Raw genomic sequence first — 16,007 nt, forward strand, 5'->3', positions numbered from 1 at the left:
TTCCCCCTCATCCTTTTTTCGCTAATACTGCTACTCTATGACTTGGTATATCGAGCGCTCTTGTCACGGCTTCAATAATAGATTTCTTTACCTCGATATTATCAGCTCCTTTAGCGACAACTAACACGCCTCTTACTTTTGGCTTTTCGGTTTTAACTACAACAGGCTTTTCTTGTTCTCCACTTCTTACAATGACCAGCTGTTCGTCTGTTGAGGAATCTTCAACTTTACGAGTCCCTCCTTCACGGTCTGTTTCGTTGGTCGTTTGCGATTTTGTGACGCTGTTTTTTTCATATATTTTGGATTCTGTTGCATCTAGGTTCACAATTACTTTTACCTTACTTACGCCTCTAACTTGATCCAAAATATCTTTCAATTCTTCCTCATACCGCTCTTCATAGCCTGTCATTGTTGTTGTCTTTTTAGAGCTAAAAGCGGGAACATCCTGTGATACCGGTGGTGCGCTGGTTTCTTTGCTTGCACTCTTTAGTAATCCGCCTGAATTCATAGATGTTGTGAGTGAGTTGCTAAATACCATAAAGATAACGCCTGCAGCTAGTAAAATGCCTATATACATTAACTTTGAAGGTTTCTTCGTAGTTGATGACTGTTTAAGTGAAAAGAACCGCTGAAAAAATGATGGGTCACCTTTTTCTGGCTTTTGACTCATTTCGTGTCTCCCTCCTCCATATTCACAACAACTTGGCCTTGTTTTACATCCCATTTTGCTGCTAAATAGTTGGATAATTTCTTGGATTCTGTTGGTTTGTTTGTTTCGATCGGTGTGGAGGTATCAATAGAAATAACTTTCACAGCTGAAACAACCTCGGAATCATCCGATGCTTTTTTACTTACGGCAACTGAAATGGATTTAATATTATCAGCGGTAGGTTCGTCGTTCGGCTTTTTTGTTTCAATGTGAATTCGATCAATTGCTACACCATACTGATCCATCAACTCCTCTTTTACATCTGCCTCCATTTGGACAGCCATTTGTTCTAAAATATATGCACGTTGTGAAGCTTGTATTTCTTTTTTCTGATTTTCTATTGAATTTTCTACCTGCTGATCGGATCGAATAGATGATAAGCTAAGTGATTTCAGCATTTGATTAACATCCACTTTGAAAATTTGAAAAACGGGTGTAATAATAATCAACATTAAAAGAAGTCCAACCACCAGCTTTGTATATTTTTGAAAACTAGAATTGGGCAATAGTAAATTAATAATGGTAGCTAATAAGATAAAAAGAACGATATTAGTAATCCACGTCGTTAAGGCCTGCAATTTCTTCACCTCACCATCATTGTGACGTTGCTCGCTGTAATGATGACCGTTAAACATAAGAAAAACATAAGCGAGACAACCGCAAGCGCCGCAAAAATATAGATGACGCTTTTACTGATAATGCTCAAGCAGGAAATAACCGGTCCTCCTCCAATGGGTTGAAGAAGAGCTGCTGCTAGCTTATAGATAAAAGCAAGCGTTAACACTTTAATAGCCGGAAACGCGACGATTAACAGTAAGACTGCTACTCCAGCAATCCCTACTGAATTCTTTAATAGAAGCGAGGCACTGATGACTGTATCAGCCGCATCTGTGAACACACGCCCTACAACAGGTATAAAGTTCCCTGTGACAAACTTTGCCGTTCGAATTGTAATACCGTCGGCAACAGCTGAGGTAGCCCCTTGAACGGACAGCACTCCTAAAAAAACAGTTAGGAATATTCCGAGCACGCCAATGCTTATATTTCTCAACAGCTGCGCAAGCTGTGTAACCTTATATTCATCTGAAATCGTACTCACAATGCTAAGCAGTGCTGAAAGAAAAAGCAGCGGCATCACTACGTATTGAATAAGCAAACCGCTTGTGTTCATTAAAAACAAAATCATCGGATGAAAAAAGGCTGCCGATACAACTCCTCCTGATGATGCCATTAAGGCAAGCAGCAGCGGCACCAGAGCTAAAATGAATTTGGTCATGGTCTCAATCGCTCCCGTTGCATAAGAGATAGCAATTTGAAAACTATTAAGAGCAATGATGATCAAAACCATATATACAAGCGCATACGCTACTTTACTTACGGTTTGCTGATTAAACGCACTTTGGAGCGTTTGTAAAAACACGCTAAAAACCGTTAGCATAATGAGTGTACCGAGGAGTTTTCCATTCGCTAATACTTCATGAAATAAAAACTTTACAAGACCTCCTAGCCATTCTTTAAGAGAGAACTCTTTTTCTCCTTTTAAAAAATCGACTAAACTTCCCTTCTGACTCTCGGGTAAAAAGCCGCCGTATTGGGTAATAATATCGTCCCAAAACTGTTTGACTTCATCGATACCGAGCTTATCAATTTGTTCATTGACAAGTTCTTGCTGCTTCGGGGGTTCGGAAGCTTGTACATTTTCTGGAAAGAAAAAAAAGAGGAACAAAAGAAGAGCGAGTATATTCACTTTAAACGTCCACCGCTTCATTTCGTCACCTCATATTAAGTAAAATTAATTGGGCAGCATTGAAATAATCGTTTCAATAATGACCGTTAAAATAGGAATTGCCATGGAGAGAATCAGCACTTTTCCACCTAATTCAATTTTAGAAGCAATGGCACCTTGCCCTGCATCTTTCGTAATTTGAGCACCAAATTCGGCGATATAGGCGATACCAATAATTTTCAAAATGGTTTCCACATAAATCATGTTAACGTGGGCATTAATCGACAGCCGCTCGACCATCTTAATAATTTCGTAGATTTGATCAATTAAAAACAGAAAGATCACGGATCCCACGAATACAACAAGTAAAAAAGCAATAGGTGATTTATGTTCTTTTAAAATAAGAGCCAAAAACGTAGCTACTAACCCTAAGCCCACAATTTGAAGCATTTCAATGGCAACTCACCCCTCTACCCTTGAAATAAAAAAACCGATTTGATTTTTTGAAATAAGTCCTCTACAATCGAAGCAACCATAAATAAAATATAAATAAAACCGATGAGGGTAACCCAGTTCGCGTAATCTTTTTTTCCCATCTGTTCGAGTACGGTGACTAAAAAAGCTACGACGATACCAATCCCAGCAATCTGAAAAATGGTGTTCATATCAATTCCCACATTCAATCCTCCTCTATCGCTACATCAATAGAATGACCAGTAGCAATCCAGATAGAAAGCCTAAACTTTTAACCATTTTTTCATAGCGATTCTGCTTATCAACTGCATCTTGTTCTTCGCGTTCAAGATGATTCAGCGTCAGTAAGATATGCTTTTGCTGCGAATAACGATCATGCTGACCAAGCGTTTCACCAAATTGTTTTAAGATTTCTAGTTCTCCCGTTTTAAGTGCGGTTTGTTTCCAAAATTGGTCCAACGTCTTTTCCCAAGCTTCCTTGACACTTTCAGTACCTTCTTTTAATTTCATAGAAAACTCATTAAATAAAGAAGCCAAAGGATTAGGAAGCTGTAGAGATAACAAATGAGCAACTTCTTGAAGAGGCCGATTGCTGTACATAATTTCTGCTTCTAACGACCTCAGAGCCGTTTTTAATTGCCTGAGCTGCCTAGGTCTTGCACTAAGCTGCTTTGCAAACTCAAATCCTGTGTAAGTGGAAGCAAATAAGATAAAGATGGCACCAAACAGTTTCATACACCATCACCCTTTACTATTTTCAATAAGCGACTTTTCAGCGGACGTTTTCATGGAATTATAGTGCTCATCGTAGATAGCCTCAAGTGTTCCAGGACCTCGGCTGTTCGATAGCACAACATACCTTTTGAATACGTGAAGTTTCATTAAAGCTTGCAAAGTGGGACGCTTCATTAAATCGTCAATGTCATAGCCATGAACAGTCATAATGACACGAACGCCAGCATTAACCGCTTCAAGTACGGCCTTACAATCTTCTTCACTTCCCACTTCATCCACGATCAGCACATCGGGGCTCATGGAGCGAATCATCATCATCATGCCTTCAGCTTTCGGACAGCTGTCTAATAAATCCATTCTAGATCCGAATGTATGCTGAGGAACCCCTTTAACAGCCCCAGCAATTTCTGATCGTTCATCTACAATTCCGACTTTAAACGGAGGAATCTTAGAGCGCTCTATGCCTGTACTTATTACTCTGGCTAAATCGCGAATCATGGTTGTTTTTCCTGTTTGAGGAGGTCCTATAATGACCGTACTTTGCCAATAGCGATTGTATAAAAAAGGAATAAGCTGATTCGAAATACCAATCTTTTGTTTAGCAATCCGGATATTAAAGGATGATACATCTCGAATCACACGAACCTGTCCATTTTCCGTTACAACTTTTCCCGCTAGCCCAACCCGGTGCCCGCCTTCAATGGTGACATATCCTTTTTTCAATTCTTCTTCAATCATATAAATCGAAAACTGGCTTAATTTATTTAAGATAAATAAAGCATCTTCTGCACTTGGAAGATACGATTCGAAATATGGCTGATTGTTGATTGTAAATTCGACAGGTCTTCCTATGCGCACTCGAATTTCTTCTAGTAGATGAGAATGGTTTGTGACATAAAATTCAACAGTCTTTTTTAAATTAGGCGGAAAGATTGCAAGTATTTCGTTTAACATATTCATCCCCTCATATTTGAACTCACTTCAATGTATTATAAGCTTGACCATTTTATGCCTACCTTTTATTTAAAAACACCGATTAAAATGAAGAGCACTCCTACTACAATCATGATTAATTTCCCAAAAGATAATTGATCGGCTACGGACACTAAACCTATGGTAAAAGAACTCACCATTACAATCGGACCAACAAGCGCTAACATTCCATTAATCATTAACGCTTTTTTCACATCATTGTTTGTGACAATTAAAATAGCGGCAATAAACTCAATAAATGAAGAAATAAATCGAAGGCACGCCATCGTTAATACCGTACCGTTTAAATGATCCAACCACTGCTTCATAAGCCCCTCCTATACCTCTGCTTTGTTTAGTACAACCTATGCAAAATAAGGAAGAGTTAGCACAAAAAAACATACAAAAAAGGCAGAGAATGATTCTCTGCCTTTTTTGTATGTTTGCAGCTTGCTTACACGATCCAATTACGCGCGTGATACGTAGCTGCTGTCTGTTGTGTTGATAATTAATACGTCGCCTTCGTTTACGAAGAACGGAACGTTTACTGTTAAGCCAGTTTCCACAGTTGCCGGTTTTGTACCGCCAGAAGCTGTGTCACCTTTAATACCAGGTTCAGTTTCTGTTACTTTAAGCTCAACTGTGTTTGGAAGTTCAACACCTAATGTCTCACCTTGGTACATCATAATTGCTACTTCCATATTTTCTTTTAAGAATTTTAGCTCATATTCAATTGCACTTGCAGGAAGCTCTAATTGCTCATAAGACTGGTTGTCCATGAATACGTGCTGATCGCCGCTTGCATATAGATATTGCATTTTACGGTTATCAATTTGGGCTTTCCCTACTTTTTCACCTGCACGGAACGTTTTTTCTTGCACAGCTCCTGTACGAAGGTTACGTAGTTTTGAGCGAACGAATGCAGCGCCTTTACCAGGCTTTACGTGTTGGAAATCCATTACACGCCAAATACCTCCGTCTACTTCTACTGTCAAACCTGTACGAAAATCATTTACTGAAATCATGAAGAAATCCTCCTATATTTTATAAAATAATGAACTCTTTTGATGAGTGCGATAATGCCTCATTACCTTCTGCTGTGACGATCGTATCATCTTCAATACGCACGCCCCCTAAGTCTGGTATGTAAATACCTGGTTCAACGGTTACAATCATACCTGGCTGCAGTACATCTGTAGATTTCACAGAAAGTGATGGGCCTTCATGTACTTCTAACCCTACGCCGTGACCGGTCGAATGTCCAAAATACTGGCCGTATCCGTGTTCTGTAATATAATCACGCGTTAGCGCATCTGCTTCTTTACCCGTCATACCTGCTTTGATGCCGCTCATTCCGTTAAGCTGCGCTTGCAGTACGACATTATAAATTTCTTTTAGCTTATCACTTACTTCACCGACGGCAAATGTTCGTGTGATATCTGAACAGTAACCATTATAGTATGCGCCAAAATCAAGCGTTACAAGTTCGCCTTTTTCAATGACTTTGTCAGAAGCAACACCATGGGGTAAAGCCCCGCGATGCCCTGAAGCAACAATTGTATCAAAAGATGAAGATGTTGCGCCTTGTTTTCTCATAAAGAACTCCAGTTCATTAGATACTTGAAGCTCTGTTAAACCAGGACGAACAAAGGTTAAAATATGTTCATATGCTGCATCTGCTATTTTTGCAGCTTCCTTTAATATCTTAATCTCTGAGTCACTCTTTATCAAGCGTAAGTTTTCGATTGCCTGCGAGATTGGAACAAGTTCCGCGCCGATATGCTTATCAAATAATTGATGCTGTCCATATGTAACATAATTCTGTTCAAAACCAAGCTTTTTAATTCCAAATTGTTTCACTACATTCGCTACTTCTTCTACAATAGGACCCTTGTGCTGAACGATATCAAAACCTTCTGTTTGACTAGTTGCTTGGTCAACATAACGAAAATCTGTTACAAATGCCGCTTTGTCTTCAGAAATAATAACGACACCAGCAGATCCTGTGAAATTGGTCATATAGCGCCTGTTATATTCACTTGTAATTACAACACCGTCCACATTCAATTTTGAAAACTGTTCGCGTAGTTTTTCGATTTTCATTTTATTTCCCCCTTAATTGTAAAAGTGCCTGCAGGGCAAGCTCATATCCATATAAACCTAACCCGACAATTTGACCATGTGTAACAGGTGCCGTCACCGAATGGTGGCGAAACTCTTCACGCTTATGTACGTTCGAAATATGCACTTCAATAACAGGAACAGATATACTAGCAATCGCATCTCGAATGGCATAACTGTAGTGAGTAAAAGCACCAGGATTGATCATAATCCCATCAAATTTCTCATCCGCTTCATGAATCCAGTCGATAATTACACCTTCGTGATTAGACTGTACGCACTCAACTTCTATCCCATGGTCTCTGCCTGCTCGCTGAAGTTTCTCTTCAAGGTTTTGAAGATTATCTGTCCCATATACCGCTGGTTCACGTACGCCTAAACGATTTAAATTAGGACCGTTTATTACTAAAATCTTATTCATCTTAATTCAACACTCTCCCCTACTACGAACCCTTTATGCAGCTCACTCATGTGAATTTGCACTTTATTTTTCTTTTTAAATCATTATATAGAATATATTAGCATACGTTGGAACATTCACACTACTTATTCGCCGTTTGAAAATCTGTAGATTCATCTTTTGTTTGAAGCTCTGCAGCTTCAAAAGAAATGGAATATCCGATGAATACACCATATAAAATATAAATACAGAGGGATGAAATAATCGTGTTAGCTGGAAGCTCTCCAATTGTTTTTAAGTTAGGAAAGAGCGGATTCAAAACAACGAATACAATTGCCCACCATAATAAGCCGTAAGCAAAACCTATCCAAATCGTTTTAAACTTCTTTAATAGGACGTAGTATAACAACCCGACAACAATAGATAATACCCCTATAAGAAAAATACTGACGATAACACCTATTCCTTTGTCCTTCCAATCACCTAATGCCCAAGGATCTAAAAGCATATTTGGATTGATAACACTAAAGCTGAACAGATAATTTAAATAGCCAATAAAGCTCCAGAAAATCCCTCCAAAAAAGGAAATAAAGATGGCTTTAAATAAAAAAGACATTTCCTGTTTATGCGTAGGGTGGTTATCCTGTTTTTTTTCATGCTGTTCTTTAGGTTCTGACATATTAATCACCTCTTGATGTAGTATGAACTTTTTTCTCATTTCCTACTGACTCATTTCTAAGTTTTTACGTTTATTACTCTTCCTATACGCAAGAAGGGAGCCTGATATCAAAGAGACATTTTAAAACTACTTCGCACAGAGTTTCATAAACAAATTTTATAAGTGAAAGGAAAAAAATTCATAACAAGGGTGTGGAGATGAAAAATATTGGCTAAACTAGATAACATGCATCCGCCTAGAGGTTTATTTGATTTTGCTGTAGAATATAAAATACTAAGAAGTCTAGTCTAGTTAAGTTAGGTTGGTGCCTGAAATGTCTAAATTACAAAAACCTGCGTATGGTGGTCAAGCCGTTATAGAAGGCGTCATGTTCGGCGGCAAACGTATGATGGTGACGGCTATTCGCCGCAAAGATCAATCTATTGATTATTTTCATTCAAAAAGAAAATCAAATTCCGTACTCACTGCTTTTAAAAAAATTCCTTTTTTACGAGGAATTGCTGCTATTGTTGAAGCCAGTGCAAACGGTACGCAGCACTTGAACTTTTCCTCTGAACGCTATGACGTGAATCCAGAAGATGATGCTCAAGTAGCAGAAGAACAACAAAAAGAGAAAAAAGAATCAAAACTATCTTTAATATTTGGCGTTGCAACTATTGGTGTAATATCCTTTCTTTTCGGGAAAGTACTATTTACATTGATTCCTGTGTTTTTAGCACAATTGACACGTCCTGTTTTCACTTCAAGTGTAGCTCAGGTTTTTATTGAAGGAGTATTTAAACTATTATTGCTCCTTGGCTATATTTATGTGATTTCACAAACGCCACTTATTAAACGGGTGTTTCAATATCATGGAGCAGAACACAAGGTCATTAATGCATATGAAAACAATGCTGAACTTACGGTAGAAGCCGTGCAAGCACAATCTCGACTTCATTATCGCTGCGGAAGTAGCTTTATCCTCTTTACCGTAGTTGTAGGAATGTTTGTCTACCTACTCGTTCCAACGGATCCTCTTTGGTTACGAATTGTGGATCGCCTTGCATTAATCCCAGTTGTCCTTGGTTTATCATTTGAAGTGTTACAGTTAACCAATAAAGTTCGTCATGTCCCTCTTCTTCGCTTTTTAGGTTATCCCGGTTTATGGCTTCAGCTTTTAACAACCAAAGAACCAAAAGATGATCAAGTTGAAGTTGCGATTGCTTCATTTAAAGAACTTTTACGCGTTGAAAATGAACGTTCTTCTACCACTGACGAACAAGTTGTCTAATCCACACCGTTTTGCTTTCTTTTTTTACTATTTTAGGAGGTGAACAAAATGAGACGTCCATTCGTGAAACCACTTGTATATGGTCTAATCGGGTTAGGAGTCATTGGCTTTGCATTTACGTTGATTACAGATCCAGCTGTTTTATTACGTCAAGCAGGTTATATTTTTCTATTTATCATTTTGTTTTACTTAGTTTATCGGTTTATTCTCCGCCCTTCTCAGACAAAAGGTCAAGATAGAGGCTATGTGCGCGCAGTAAAACAATCAAAACTGCGTCAAAAAGAAAAAGAGCGAGGAAGCAACAAAGTTGATATGCATACGTACCGAAGCTCAAATAAGCGCCCGGTATCCAAATCAACGAAACCGCTAAAGAAAAAGAAAAACAACTCACACTTGACCGTCATCGAAGGTAAAAAAGGAAAAAAGAAAAATAGAGCATTCTTTTAAAAAAACAAGGAGAAAAGCCTCCTTGTTTTTTTAATAGCACCATTTTTTCAAAAATGCCCTTGTACGCTTTTTTCCAAACGCAATCAGCTCTTCCTTCCGTTCTTCTGTGAGGGTAAATTCTGTCGCAAAAACTTGATTAACAGGTAAAAAGATAATATTTTTTTCGTGACGTTTTGAAATATGTCTTGCATCGTGCGCATCTTTCATCGTCTCAAAAAGCGCGCTGAATAAACCAACGGCATTTTTAATTTTATTCCGTTCCCTTTCTTCGTCCTTCGGGCTCAGCTTCACACCAATTACCGGTCGCTTCTTAAGACTTTTATCATCATCAAACAGAAAAATTGGAAAGTTGCTTAACACGCCCCCGTCGACTATTAAACTGCTTGGGGTAGATTTTAATTTAACCGGCTCAAAAAAATATGGAATGCTGCAGCTCATTCGAACGGCTCTTGCTACAGAAAAGCGATTCGGGTCGATTTGATATTTAGGCAAATCATCCGGAAGAACAAGCATCGTACTGTTGGTCAAATCTGACGCAATAATACGTAGCGACTGATCAGGCAAATCAGCAAATGTACGAATTCCTCTGCTCCGCAATTTCTCAGCAATCCACTTTTCAAGCCTTTCTCCTTTATACAATCCCATTTTCCAATATAAAAACAGCCACTTTGTCAAGCTTGATGGTAAAAAAGACATTCTTTGATCTAAAAAAGACGATAACTCAATTTCATTCATCATTTCAACAATTTCTTCACTTGTATAACCGGCTGCTACAAATGCACAAATAATGGAACCCGCACTCGTTCCGGCTAACCGCCGAAAGATCAAGCCTTTTTCTTCTAGAGCTTGTAACGCGCCAATCAGTGCAAGCCCTTTAATACCGCCACCTGAAAACACTCCGTCGACGTACACAGCCTCTCCTCCAAACTACCCACTCTACATTTGTAGTCGACTCAGCAACAAGTTATGATAAAAAGAAAAAAAGCAGTGACGCTATTGGCCGCTGCTTTTTTCTTATAATTTCTGCTCTTCTTCATTTTGTTTTTGTACATTGCGAAGATCTTGAATACGGTTATGATTTTCTTCAAAGTATTGAACCAAATCTCCAATTCGATCAATGGAATTCCAGCTTAAATGATGTTCAATTCCTTCTACGTCATCATAAATATTTTTCTCATCTACGCCAATGATGCGCAGCAGCTGCTCTAAAAGCTCGTGGCGATAAACAAGACGTTTTCCAATCTTCTGCCCCTTAGCTGTTAAAACAAGGCCTCGATATTTTTCATAAATTAAGTACTCATCTTTGTCTAGCTTTTGAACCATCTTCGTTACAGATGAGGGGTGAACCGCCAATGCATCAGCAATATCAGACACTCGAGCGTATCCTTTATCTTCAATTAGCATATATATTTGTTCAATATAATCTTCCATACTCGGTGTAGGCATGAAATCTCCCCCAATTAATATTATGTATTGCTAATAATAAGTCATAAATGTCTGTTTCTTATAGTGATATCGTGTTCATGTTTGATAATCTATGTGAAAAAAACGTGTAAATAAAGCGATGTCATAAGATAAAACTGGATAAAAGACATTCAATTAAAATCATACTACAATGCTTATTCAAATACAAGGACCGTTCGATCCCGCTTCTTATTTATGCCCCATTTTTATACATAATAAAAGCTGACTCGTTTGAGTCAGCTTTTACTAGTCAATCATGTTCAAAATTAAAGGCCGCATTTCAGCTGTGCACCACAGTTTGTACATGTGTTGCATCCGCCCATTTCTTCTACCGTTCCTTGACGGCAAACCGGACACGTATTACCTACTTCAGAACCGATTGTTACATCAGTTGAACGAATTTCATTAATTGTATCAACTAACACAACGTGCGGTTTCGTTTCTTCTTTTGGCGCTTCAATTTCTTCATCAAACGTATTTTCTTCTGCTTTTAGCGTTAAGACTTGTGCATCACGGCTGCCGTCTACATACACCGTACCGCCTTTTGCTCCGCCTTTATACAGACGCTCGTACACTTTTTGAACTTGCTCTACTGTGTAACCGCGAGGAGCGTTTACTGTTTTACTAATTGAACTGTCAATCCAGCGCTGAATCACACATTGCACATCCGCGTGAGCTTGTGGGGCAAGTTCCATAGCTGAAATGAACCATTCAGGAAGGTTGTTTGGATCTGCTTCTGGATGCTGATCTAAATACTCTTGAACGATATCAGCTTTTACTTCAATAAATTTACCTAAACGGCCGCTTCGGAAGTATGAGAATGAGAAATAAGGTTCAAGACCCGTTGATACTCCAACCATTGTTCCAGTACTGCCTGTTGGCGCTACTGTTAATAAATGAGAGTTTCGGATACCGTTCTCTTTAATGTTTTCACGAATATCTTCAGGCATTTTTTTCATGAAGCCTGTATTTGTGAATGCTTCACGTAAAGAAGCCGTTTCAGCATCTGTTTCGCCCACTAAGAACGGGAAGCTTCCTTTTTCTTTTCCAAGCTCTACAGACGCGCGGTAAGCCGTCGTTGCAATTGTTTCAAACACTTTATCTACTAACTCATTGCCTTTGTCAGAGCCGTACTCTGTTTCACAATAAATAAGAAGATCGTGAAGACCCATTACACCAAGGCCAACGCGGCGTTCGCCAAGCGCTTGCTTTTGGTTTTCTTCTAAGAAATAAGGAGTTGCATCAATAACGTTATCTTGCATTCTAACGCCTGTTTCAACCGTTTGACGTAACTTTTCAAAGTTAACAGTTTTCGTTTCTTTATCTGCCATTTGCGCTAGGTTAACAGCAGCTAAGTTGCAGACAGAGAATGGTGCAAGTGGTTGTTCACCACATGGATTTGTTGCAACAACGTGCTGACCATATGCTTGAGCATTTGTCATATCATTAGCATTGTCAAAGAAGAAAATGCCTGGTTCAGCTGAGTACGTTGCACAAATATTAATTAAGTTCCATAGCTCTTTTGCACGGATAGTACGATACGTACGAACTTTGTTTCCTTGTTTTGCCCATTCGCGCACATCGCCTACTTCGTGCCAGTTTTCATTGTAGTTAGCCATTTCTTCTTTTGAATAGCTTTCTACGTCTGGGAAGCGAAGTTCGTATTCTCCGTCGTTTTCAACAGCATCCATAAAATCTTTTGTTAAGCATACAGAAATGTTTGCTCCTGTTAAAAACTCTGAGTTATGAACGCTGTACGTTCCGCCTGTTTGCAGCTTTTCTTCTGCATCTTTGATGATTTTTTCACTGAACCCACCAAGACCAGGAATTTGTTTATAGTTAATGATTCCTTGGTACATCGCTTCTTCAGACTCTGTTAGCGGCGTGAACTTCAATTTATCTTGCGCATGTTTTTTAATCATTTCGTCATTTGTGTTTTCAATTAAGAAACGTAAAATGCGAGGGTTTTGCATTTTAGAAATAATAAATTCTACAATGTCAGGATGCCAGTCGGCAAGCATGATCATTTGGGCCCCCAATTTGTTACTCTTCGTTAAGAAGGGTACGGTCATTTCTGCCGTACTCTTACACTTTCATGTAAGATCAGACTATATCATCAAAGAAGAAAATTCCTTTGTCTCGTGCCCCATAGCGACGTTGCCGTTTGCTATGGTTTACTCCTTCCTTTGCTTCCATCATAACATCTACTTTATTCACTAAAGTTTTATTACATTAGAACTTTTAGGAAGTTTCAATAGTCGTTGAACCTTTATCTTCGTTTCCAAAGACACTTGGCTGCTGATTGCCCAATCTTTCCTCTTTTCTAACCATCACGCTCATCGTTGCCGATCACGTTGTGGTGAAGAAAGCTCTAAGGGTGTTCCAGCAATTCACGAGATTACGTCGCCGGTTTGTTAACGACGTGACCCACCTTGCTCAACAAGATGCGTCAGTTTAGCAATATCATCTAACCATGAAACCGAACCAGATGATTTGCCGTTTACACCGCGAGCCAGCGTGTTGCGGGGGCGAAGAGTTGAACCATTCGTTCCAACACCGCCTCCACGGCTCATGATTTCCATTACTTGTTTGCGGTGTTCTGAAATACCTTCACGTGAATCTTTTACATAAGGCATTACATAACAGTTGAAGTACGTTACGTCCGTATCAGCACCTGCACCGTAAAGAACGCGGCCAGCTGGTACAAAGTTTAGCTGAACAAGCTCTTGATAGAACTTTTCAAACCACTCTTTGCGCTTTTCTTCTGTTTTTTCCACAGAAGCTAAACCTGTTGCATTACGTTTTGCAATTTGCTCGTAGAAGACTTCTAGAGGTTTTTCAATGACATCTAAAGAACGAGTGATTAATCCGTTTTCTGCTTCTTCAGGCGATAAAGCTCCTCTAAACTCATCTTCTACCTTGACAACAGCGGTTTTTTGCTCAAAATTAATGCTTTCCACATAGCCAAGTCCTCGTGCTGGAAATTTTGGATCTTCCTTTACAGTTAGAACAACAAAATCTCCTTCTGATAACGTTAATTTTCCCGTATCTTTAAACGCATAGCGGTCTAACATTACCAATCTTGAAACACCTTTATGAGTCAACTTCATATCCGGTGTAATCGGATGTACTTGCGGAAAGCGTTCAATATCTGAATTGAGCTTTTCAACATTCATATTCACTTTTTGATTTAACAAAACAGTCATTCTCACAACTCCTTACCTATCGAACATCTATAAATTTATTAACTCTATTTCCTTTTAAAGGAAATAGAGTTTTTCAATCAACTATCAATAACTTACCACACGGCTTGGACGAATTCAATATATAGTATTTGGCACTTCTCTAAACATCTACATATAGAAGGGTGTCAAGTGAAATATTTTTTTTTTTGTAAAAAAAGTGTTTGACTTTTCTTCCCTATGTATTCTATTAGCCAAGCATTGTTTCTAAAAATTCCAATAAAAAGTGCAACTTATAAGAAGTTGCACTTTTATCTATTTCCCATGGGCATCCGTTTAGCGCTTAAAGTTCCATTCATCCGATCCGTACTTTGTACGCGCTAGTTCTTCTACATATGCTTCCTCTTCTTCAGACAGTGTATACGGTTCTAAATCGATATCAAGAGCAGAAGCAAACCCTTTATAAAACGCTTCTTTTGCTTCTTCAATAGAGATTTTGCGGCCCGCAATTGCATTAATGGCTACCGCTTTAGAACGAAATGCGCGCTGCATTCTTTCTTTCACGCGATCATTTGGATAATTAAACACGCTGAATAATTTATCTTCGTCAATCTCTAACAGAATAGAGCCGTGCTGTAGAATAACTCCTTTTTGTCTAGTTTGGGCACTTCCAGCAATCTTGCGGCCCTCTACAACTAGTTCATACCAAGAAGGAGCATCAAAGCACACGGACGAACGAGGGTTTTTTAAGCTATTTTTTTCTTCTTCTGAACGAGGAATAGCAAAATAAGCCTCGAGCCCTAACGAACGAAATCCTTCCAGTAAACCTTCAGAGATTACGCGATATGCTTCTGTAACTGTCTTGGGCATGTTAGGATACTCTTCAGATACAATTACGCTGTAAGTAAGCTCTTCATCGTGAAGCACGCCCCTGCCGCCCGTTGGACGTCTTACAAAGCCTAATCCTAATTCTTTTACTTTATCAAAGTTAATTTCTTTTTCAGCTTTTTGAAAATAACCGATTGACAGCGTTGGAGGGTTCCATCCATAAAAACGAATCGTAGGTGGAATTTCTCCTTTACTATGCCATTCTAATAACGCTTCATCTAACGCCATATTGTAATAAGGCGAACGGTTGTTGGAATCAATAAATCTCCACTTTGCTTTCATCTACCTCATCCTCAGCTATATGTAATATAAAAAATAAATCCGTTTTTTAGTCTACCAAAAGATTGAGCTAAGGAAAAGCAAAGAGCAACATAAAACTGTGAATTCAAATGTGGTAGTTTTTTCATTTTCGGGAAGAAATCCGCTAGATTCAAGGCAAAATCGCTTTACTTCTAATTTCATTCACTTATATAATAAGAGTATGGATTTTGTCGAAGAAAGGAAGAATCAGCATGTCAGCAATTACAGCAGTACTCATTTTACTTGGAGTAATCATCATATACTCTGTCGTTATGTTCTTTGTCCAACGTCGCATTATGAAAACGTTAACTGAAGAAGAATTCCGCAGCGGCTACCGCAAGGCACAGCTAGTTGATATTCGTGAACCGAATGAATTCGAAAACGGACATATTTTAGGCGCACGAAATATTCCTCTTTCACAGTTCCGTATGCGCATTAAAGAATTTCGTCCAGATCAGCCTGTCTACATCTATTGTCAAAGCGGAATGCGCACAGGACGCGCAGCACAAATGCTTCGTCGCCACGGTGTTCAAGAAATCTATGATTTAAAAGGCGGCTTCAAAATGTGGAACGGTAAAGTGAAAAAGAAAAAATAATGGTATGTATATAGAAAAACCTCGCCTTTGGGCGAGGTTTTTTG

18 protein-coding genes and 2 pseudogenes are annotated in these 16,007 nt (G+C 38.8%); 3 read left to right on the forward strand and 17 right to left on the reverse strand.

Features of this window, described 5'->3' with window-relative positions; genetic code table 11:
- Nucleotides 1-7 precede the first annotated feature (7 nt).
- The 12 genes from spoIIIAG to BG04_RS07135 form a co-directional block, all read right to left on the reverse strand.
- Nucleotides 8-670: a stage III sporulation protein AG gene (gene spoIIIAG, locus BG04_RS07080; RefSeq protein ID WP_013084996.1), complete on the reverse strand. Its 663-nt coding sequence runs from the start codon at nt 668-670 to the stop codon at nt 8-10.
- Complete coding sequence (gene spoIIIAF / locus BG04_RS07085; protein ID WP_013059148.1) at nt 667-1,287, reverse strand: stage III sporulation protein AF; 621 nt, start codon at nt 1,285-1,287, stop codon at nt 667-669. The genes spoIIIAG and spoIIIAF overlap by 4 nt, the downstream gene beginning before the upstream one ends.
- A gap of 5 nt (nt 1,288-1,292) precedes the next feature.
- Complete coding sequence (gene spoIIIAE / locus BG04_RS07090) at nt 1,293-2,477, reverse strand: stage III sporulation protein AE (RefSeq protein WP_034648951.1); 1,185 nt, start codon at nt 2,475-2,477, stop codon at nt 1,293-1,295.
- 24 nt (nt 2,478-2,501) lie between these two features.
- Nucleotides 2,502-2,885 carry a stage III sporulation protein AD gene (spoIIIAD, locus tag BG04_RS07095; RefSeq protein ID WP_013059150.1) on the reverse strand — a complete coding sequence of 128 codons (384 nt, stop codon included), beginning with the start codon at nt 2,883-2,885 and terminating at the stop codon, nt 2,502-2,504.
- A gap of 20 nt (nt 2,886-2,905) precedes the next feature.
- Nucleotides 2,906-3,112 (reverse strand): stage III sporulation protein AC, encoded by a 207-nt coding sequence (gene spoIIIAC / locus BG04_RS07100; protein WP_013059151.1) that lies wholly within the window; start codon nt 3,110-3,112, stop codon nt 2,906-2,908.
- A gap of 19 nt (nt 3,113-3,131) precedes the next feature.
- Nucleotides 3,132-3,644 carry a stage III sporulation protein SpoIIIAB gene (gene spoIIIAB / locus BG04_RS07105; RefSeq protein ID WP_013059152.1) on the reverse strand — a complete coding sequence of 171 codons (513 nt, stop codon included), beginning with the start codon at nt 3,642-3,644 and terminating at the stop codon, nt 3,132-3,134.
- Nucleotides 3,645-3,650: 6 nt separating this feature from the next.
- Nucleotides 3,651-4,598, reverse strand: coding sequence for a stage III sporulation protein AA (spoIIIAA, locus tag BG04_RS07110; protein ID WP_034648949.1), 948 nt, complete (start codon nt 4,596-4,598; stop codon nt 3,651-3,653).
- Nucleotides 4,599-4,663: 65 nt separating this feature from the next.
- Nucleotides 4,664-4,945, reverse strand: a complete 282-nt coding sequence (locus BG04_RS07115) for a YqhV family protein (protein ID WP_013059154.1) — start codon at nt 4,943-4,945, stop codon at nt 4,664-4,666.
- 138 nt (nt 4,946-5,083) lie between these two features.
- Nucleotides 5,084-5,641, reverse strand: a complete 558-nt coding sequence (gene efp, locus BG04_RS07120; protein WP_013059155.1) for an elongation factor P — start codon at nt 5,639-5,641, stop codon at nt 5,084-5,086.
- A gap of 19 nt (nt 5,642-5,660) precedes the next feature.
- Nucleotides 5,661-6,719, reverse strand: coding sequence for a M24 family metallopeptidase (locus tag BG04_RS07125; protein WP_034648946.1), 1,059 nt, complete (start codon nt 6,717-6,719; stop codon nt 5,661-5,663).
- Nucleotide 6,720: 1 nt separating this feature from the next.
- Nucleotides 6,721-7,158: a type II 3-dehydroquinate dehydratase gene (gene aroQ, locus BG04_RS07130; protein WP_034648945.1), complete on the reverse strand. Its 438-nt coding sequence runs from the start codon at nt 7,156-7,158 to the stop codon at nt 6,721-6,723.
- Between the two features lie 121 nt (nt 7,159-7,279).
- The gene (locus BG04_RS07135; RefSeq protein WP_016765547.1) at nt 7,280-7,816 is read right to left on the reverse strand and encodes a YqhR family membrane protein; all 537 of its coding nucleotides are present in this window, start codon (nt 7,814-7,816) and stop codon (nt 7,280-7,282) included.
- Nucleotides 7,817-8,129: 313 nt separating this feature from the next.
- Between BG04_RS07135 and BG04_RS07140 the strand changes: the two genes are divergently transcribed.
- Together BG04_RS07140 and BG04_RS07145 are read left to right on the forward strand one after the other, a co-directional pair.
- Nucleotides 8,130-9,086, forward strand: a complete 957-nt coding sequence (locus BG04_RS07140; RefSeq protein WP_034648944.1) for a DUF1385 domain-containing protein — start codon at nt 8,130-8,132, stop codon at nt 9,084-9,086.
- Nucleotides 9,087-9,134: 48 nt separating this feature from the next.
- Entirely contained in the window at nt 9,135-9,533 is a 399-nt protein-coding gene (locus BG04_RS07145) for an SA1362 family protein (RefSeq protein ID WP_013059160.1), read from the forward strand.
- A gap of 30 nt (nt 9,534-9,563) precedes the next feature.
- On the opposite strand, the gene BG04_RS07150 is transcribed toward BG04_RS07145, so the two are convergent.
- From BG04_RS07150 to BG04_RS07170, 5 genes and pseudogenes are all read right to left on the reverse strand, one after another.
- A complete protein-coding gene (locus BG04_RS07150; protein WP_016765549.1) occupies nt 9,564-10,445 on the reverse strand; it encodes a patatin-like phospholipase family protein in 882 nt (293 codons plus the stop codon).
- A 102-nt stretch (nt 10,446-10,547) separates the two neighbouring features.
- Nucleotides 10,548-10,979, reverse strand: a complete 432-nt coding sequence (gene mntR / locus BG04_RS07155) for a transcriptional regulator MntR (protein WP_034648943.1) — start codon at nt 10,977-10,979, stop codon at nt 10,548-10,550.
- Nucleotides 10,980-11,263: 284 nt separating this feature from the next.
- A pseudogene (locus BG04_RS07160) lies at nt 11,264-13,033 on the reverse strand (vitamin B12-dependent ribonucleotide reductase); the annotation flags it as partial.
- Nucleotides 13,034-13,414: 381 nt separating this feature from the next.
- Nucleotides 13,415-14,203, reverse strand: a pseudogene (locus BG04_RS07165) (ribonucleotide reductase N-terminal alpha domain-containing protein); the annotation flags it as partial.
- 312 nt (nt 14,204-14,515) lie between these two features.
- Entirely contained in the window at nt 14,516-15,349 is an 834-nt protein-coding gene (locus tag BG04_RS07170) for a lipoate--protein ligase family protein (protein WP_013085005.1), read from the reverse strand.
- Nucleotides 15,350-15,579: 230 nt separating this feature from the next.
- Here BG04_RS07170 and BG04_RS07175 point away from each other — a divergent pair, with 230 nt between their 5' ends.
- The gene (locus BG04_RS07175) at nt 15,580-15,963 is read left to right on the forward strand and encodes a rhodanese-like domain-containing protein (protein WP_013085006.1); all 384 of its coding nucleotides are present in this window, start codon (nt 15,580-15,582) and stop codon (nt 15,961-15,963) included.
- Nucleotides 15,964-16,007 lie beyond the last annotated feature (44 nt).

This window comes from Priestia megaterium NBRC 15308 = ATCC 14581 (assembly GCF_000832985.1).
Classification (GTDB): Bacteria; Bacillota; Bacilli; order Bacillales; family Bacillaceae_H; genus Priestia; species Priestia megaterium.

Bases quoted from the DNA above. Each gene is read 5' to 3' on its own strand.
- spoIIIAG (WP_013084996.1), bottom strand. From the start codon at position 670: ATGAGTCAAAAGCCAGAAAAAGGTGACCCATCATTTTTTCAGCGGTTC.
- spoIIIAE (WP_034648951.1), bottom strand. From the start codon at position 2,477: ATGAAGCGGTGGACGTTTAAAGTGAATATACTCGCTCTTCTTTTGTTC.
- spoIIIAD (WP_013059150.1), bottom strand. From the start codon at position 2,885: ATGCTTCAAATTGTGGGCTTAGGGTTAGTAGCTACGTTTTTGGCTCTT.
- spoIIIAB (WP_013059152.1), bottom strand. From the start codon at position 3,644: ATGAAACTGTTTGGTGCCATCTTTATCTTATTTGCTTCCACTTACACA.
- spoIIIAA (WP_034648949.1), bottom strand. From the start codon at position 4,598: ATGTTAAACGAAATACTTGCAATCTTTCCGCCTAATTTAAAAAAGACT.
- BG04_RS07115 (WP_013059154.1), bottom strand. From the start codon at position 4,945: ATGAAGCAGTGGTTGGATCATTTAAACGGTACGGTATTAACGATGGCG.
- efp (WP_013059155.1), bottom strand. From the start codon at position 5,641: ATGATTTCAGTAAATGATTTTCGTACAGGTTTGACAGTAGAAGTAGAC.
- BG04_RS07125 (WP_034648946.1), bottom strand. From the start codon at position 6,719: ATGAAAATCGAAAAACTACGCGAACAGTTTTCAAAATTGAATGTGGAC.
- aroQ (WP_034648945.1), bottom strand. From the start codon at position 7,158: ATGAATAAGATTTTAGTAATAAACGGTCCTAATTTAAATCGTTTAGGC.
- BG04_RS07135 (WP_016765547.1), bottom strand. From the start codon at position 7,816: ATGTCAGAACCTAAAGAACAGCATGAAAAAAAACAGGATAACCACCCT.
- BG04_RS07140 (WP_034648944.1), top strand. From the start codon at position 8,130: ATGTCTAAATTACAAAAACCTGCGTATGGTGGTCAAGCCGTTATAGAA.
- BG04_RS07145 (WP_013059160.1), top strand. From the start codon at position 9,135: ATGAGACGTCCATTCGTGAAACCACTTGTATATGGTCTAATCGGGTTA.
- mntR (WP_034648943.1), bottom strand. From the start codon at position 10,979: ATGCCTACACCGAGTATGGAAGATTATATTGAACAAATATATATGCTA.
- BG04_RS07170 (WP_013085005.1), bottom strand. From the start codon at position 15,349: ATGAAAGCAAAGTGGAGATTTATTGATTCCAACAACCGTTCGCCTTAT.
- BG04_RS07175 (WP_013085006.1), top strand. From the start codon at position 15,580: ATGTCAGCAATTACAGCAGTACTCATTTTACTTGGAGTAATCATCATA.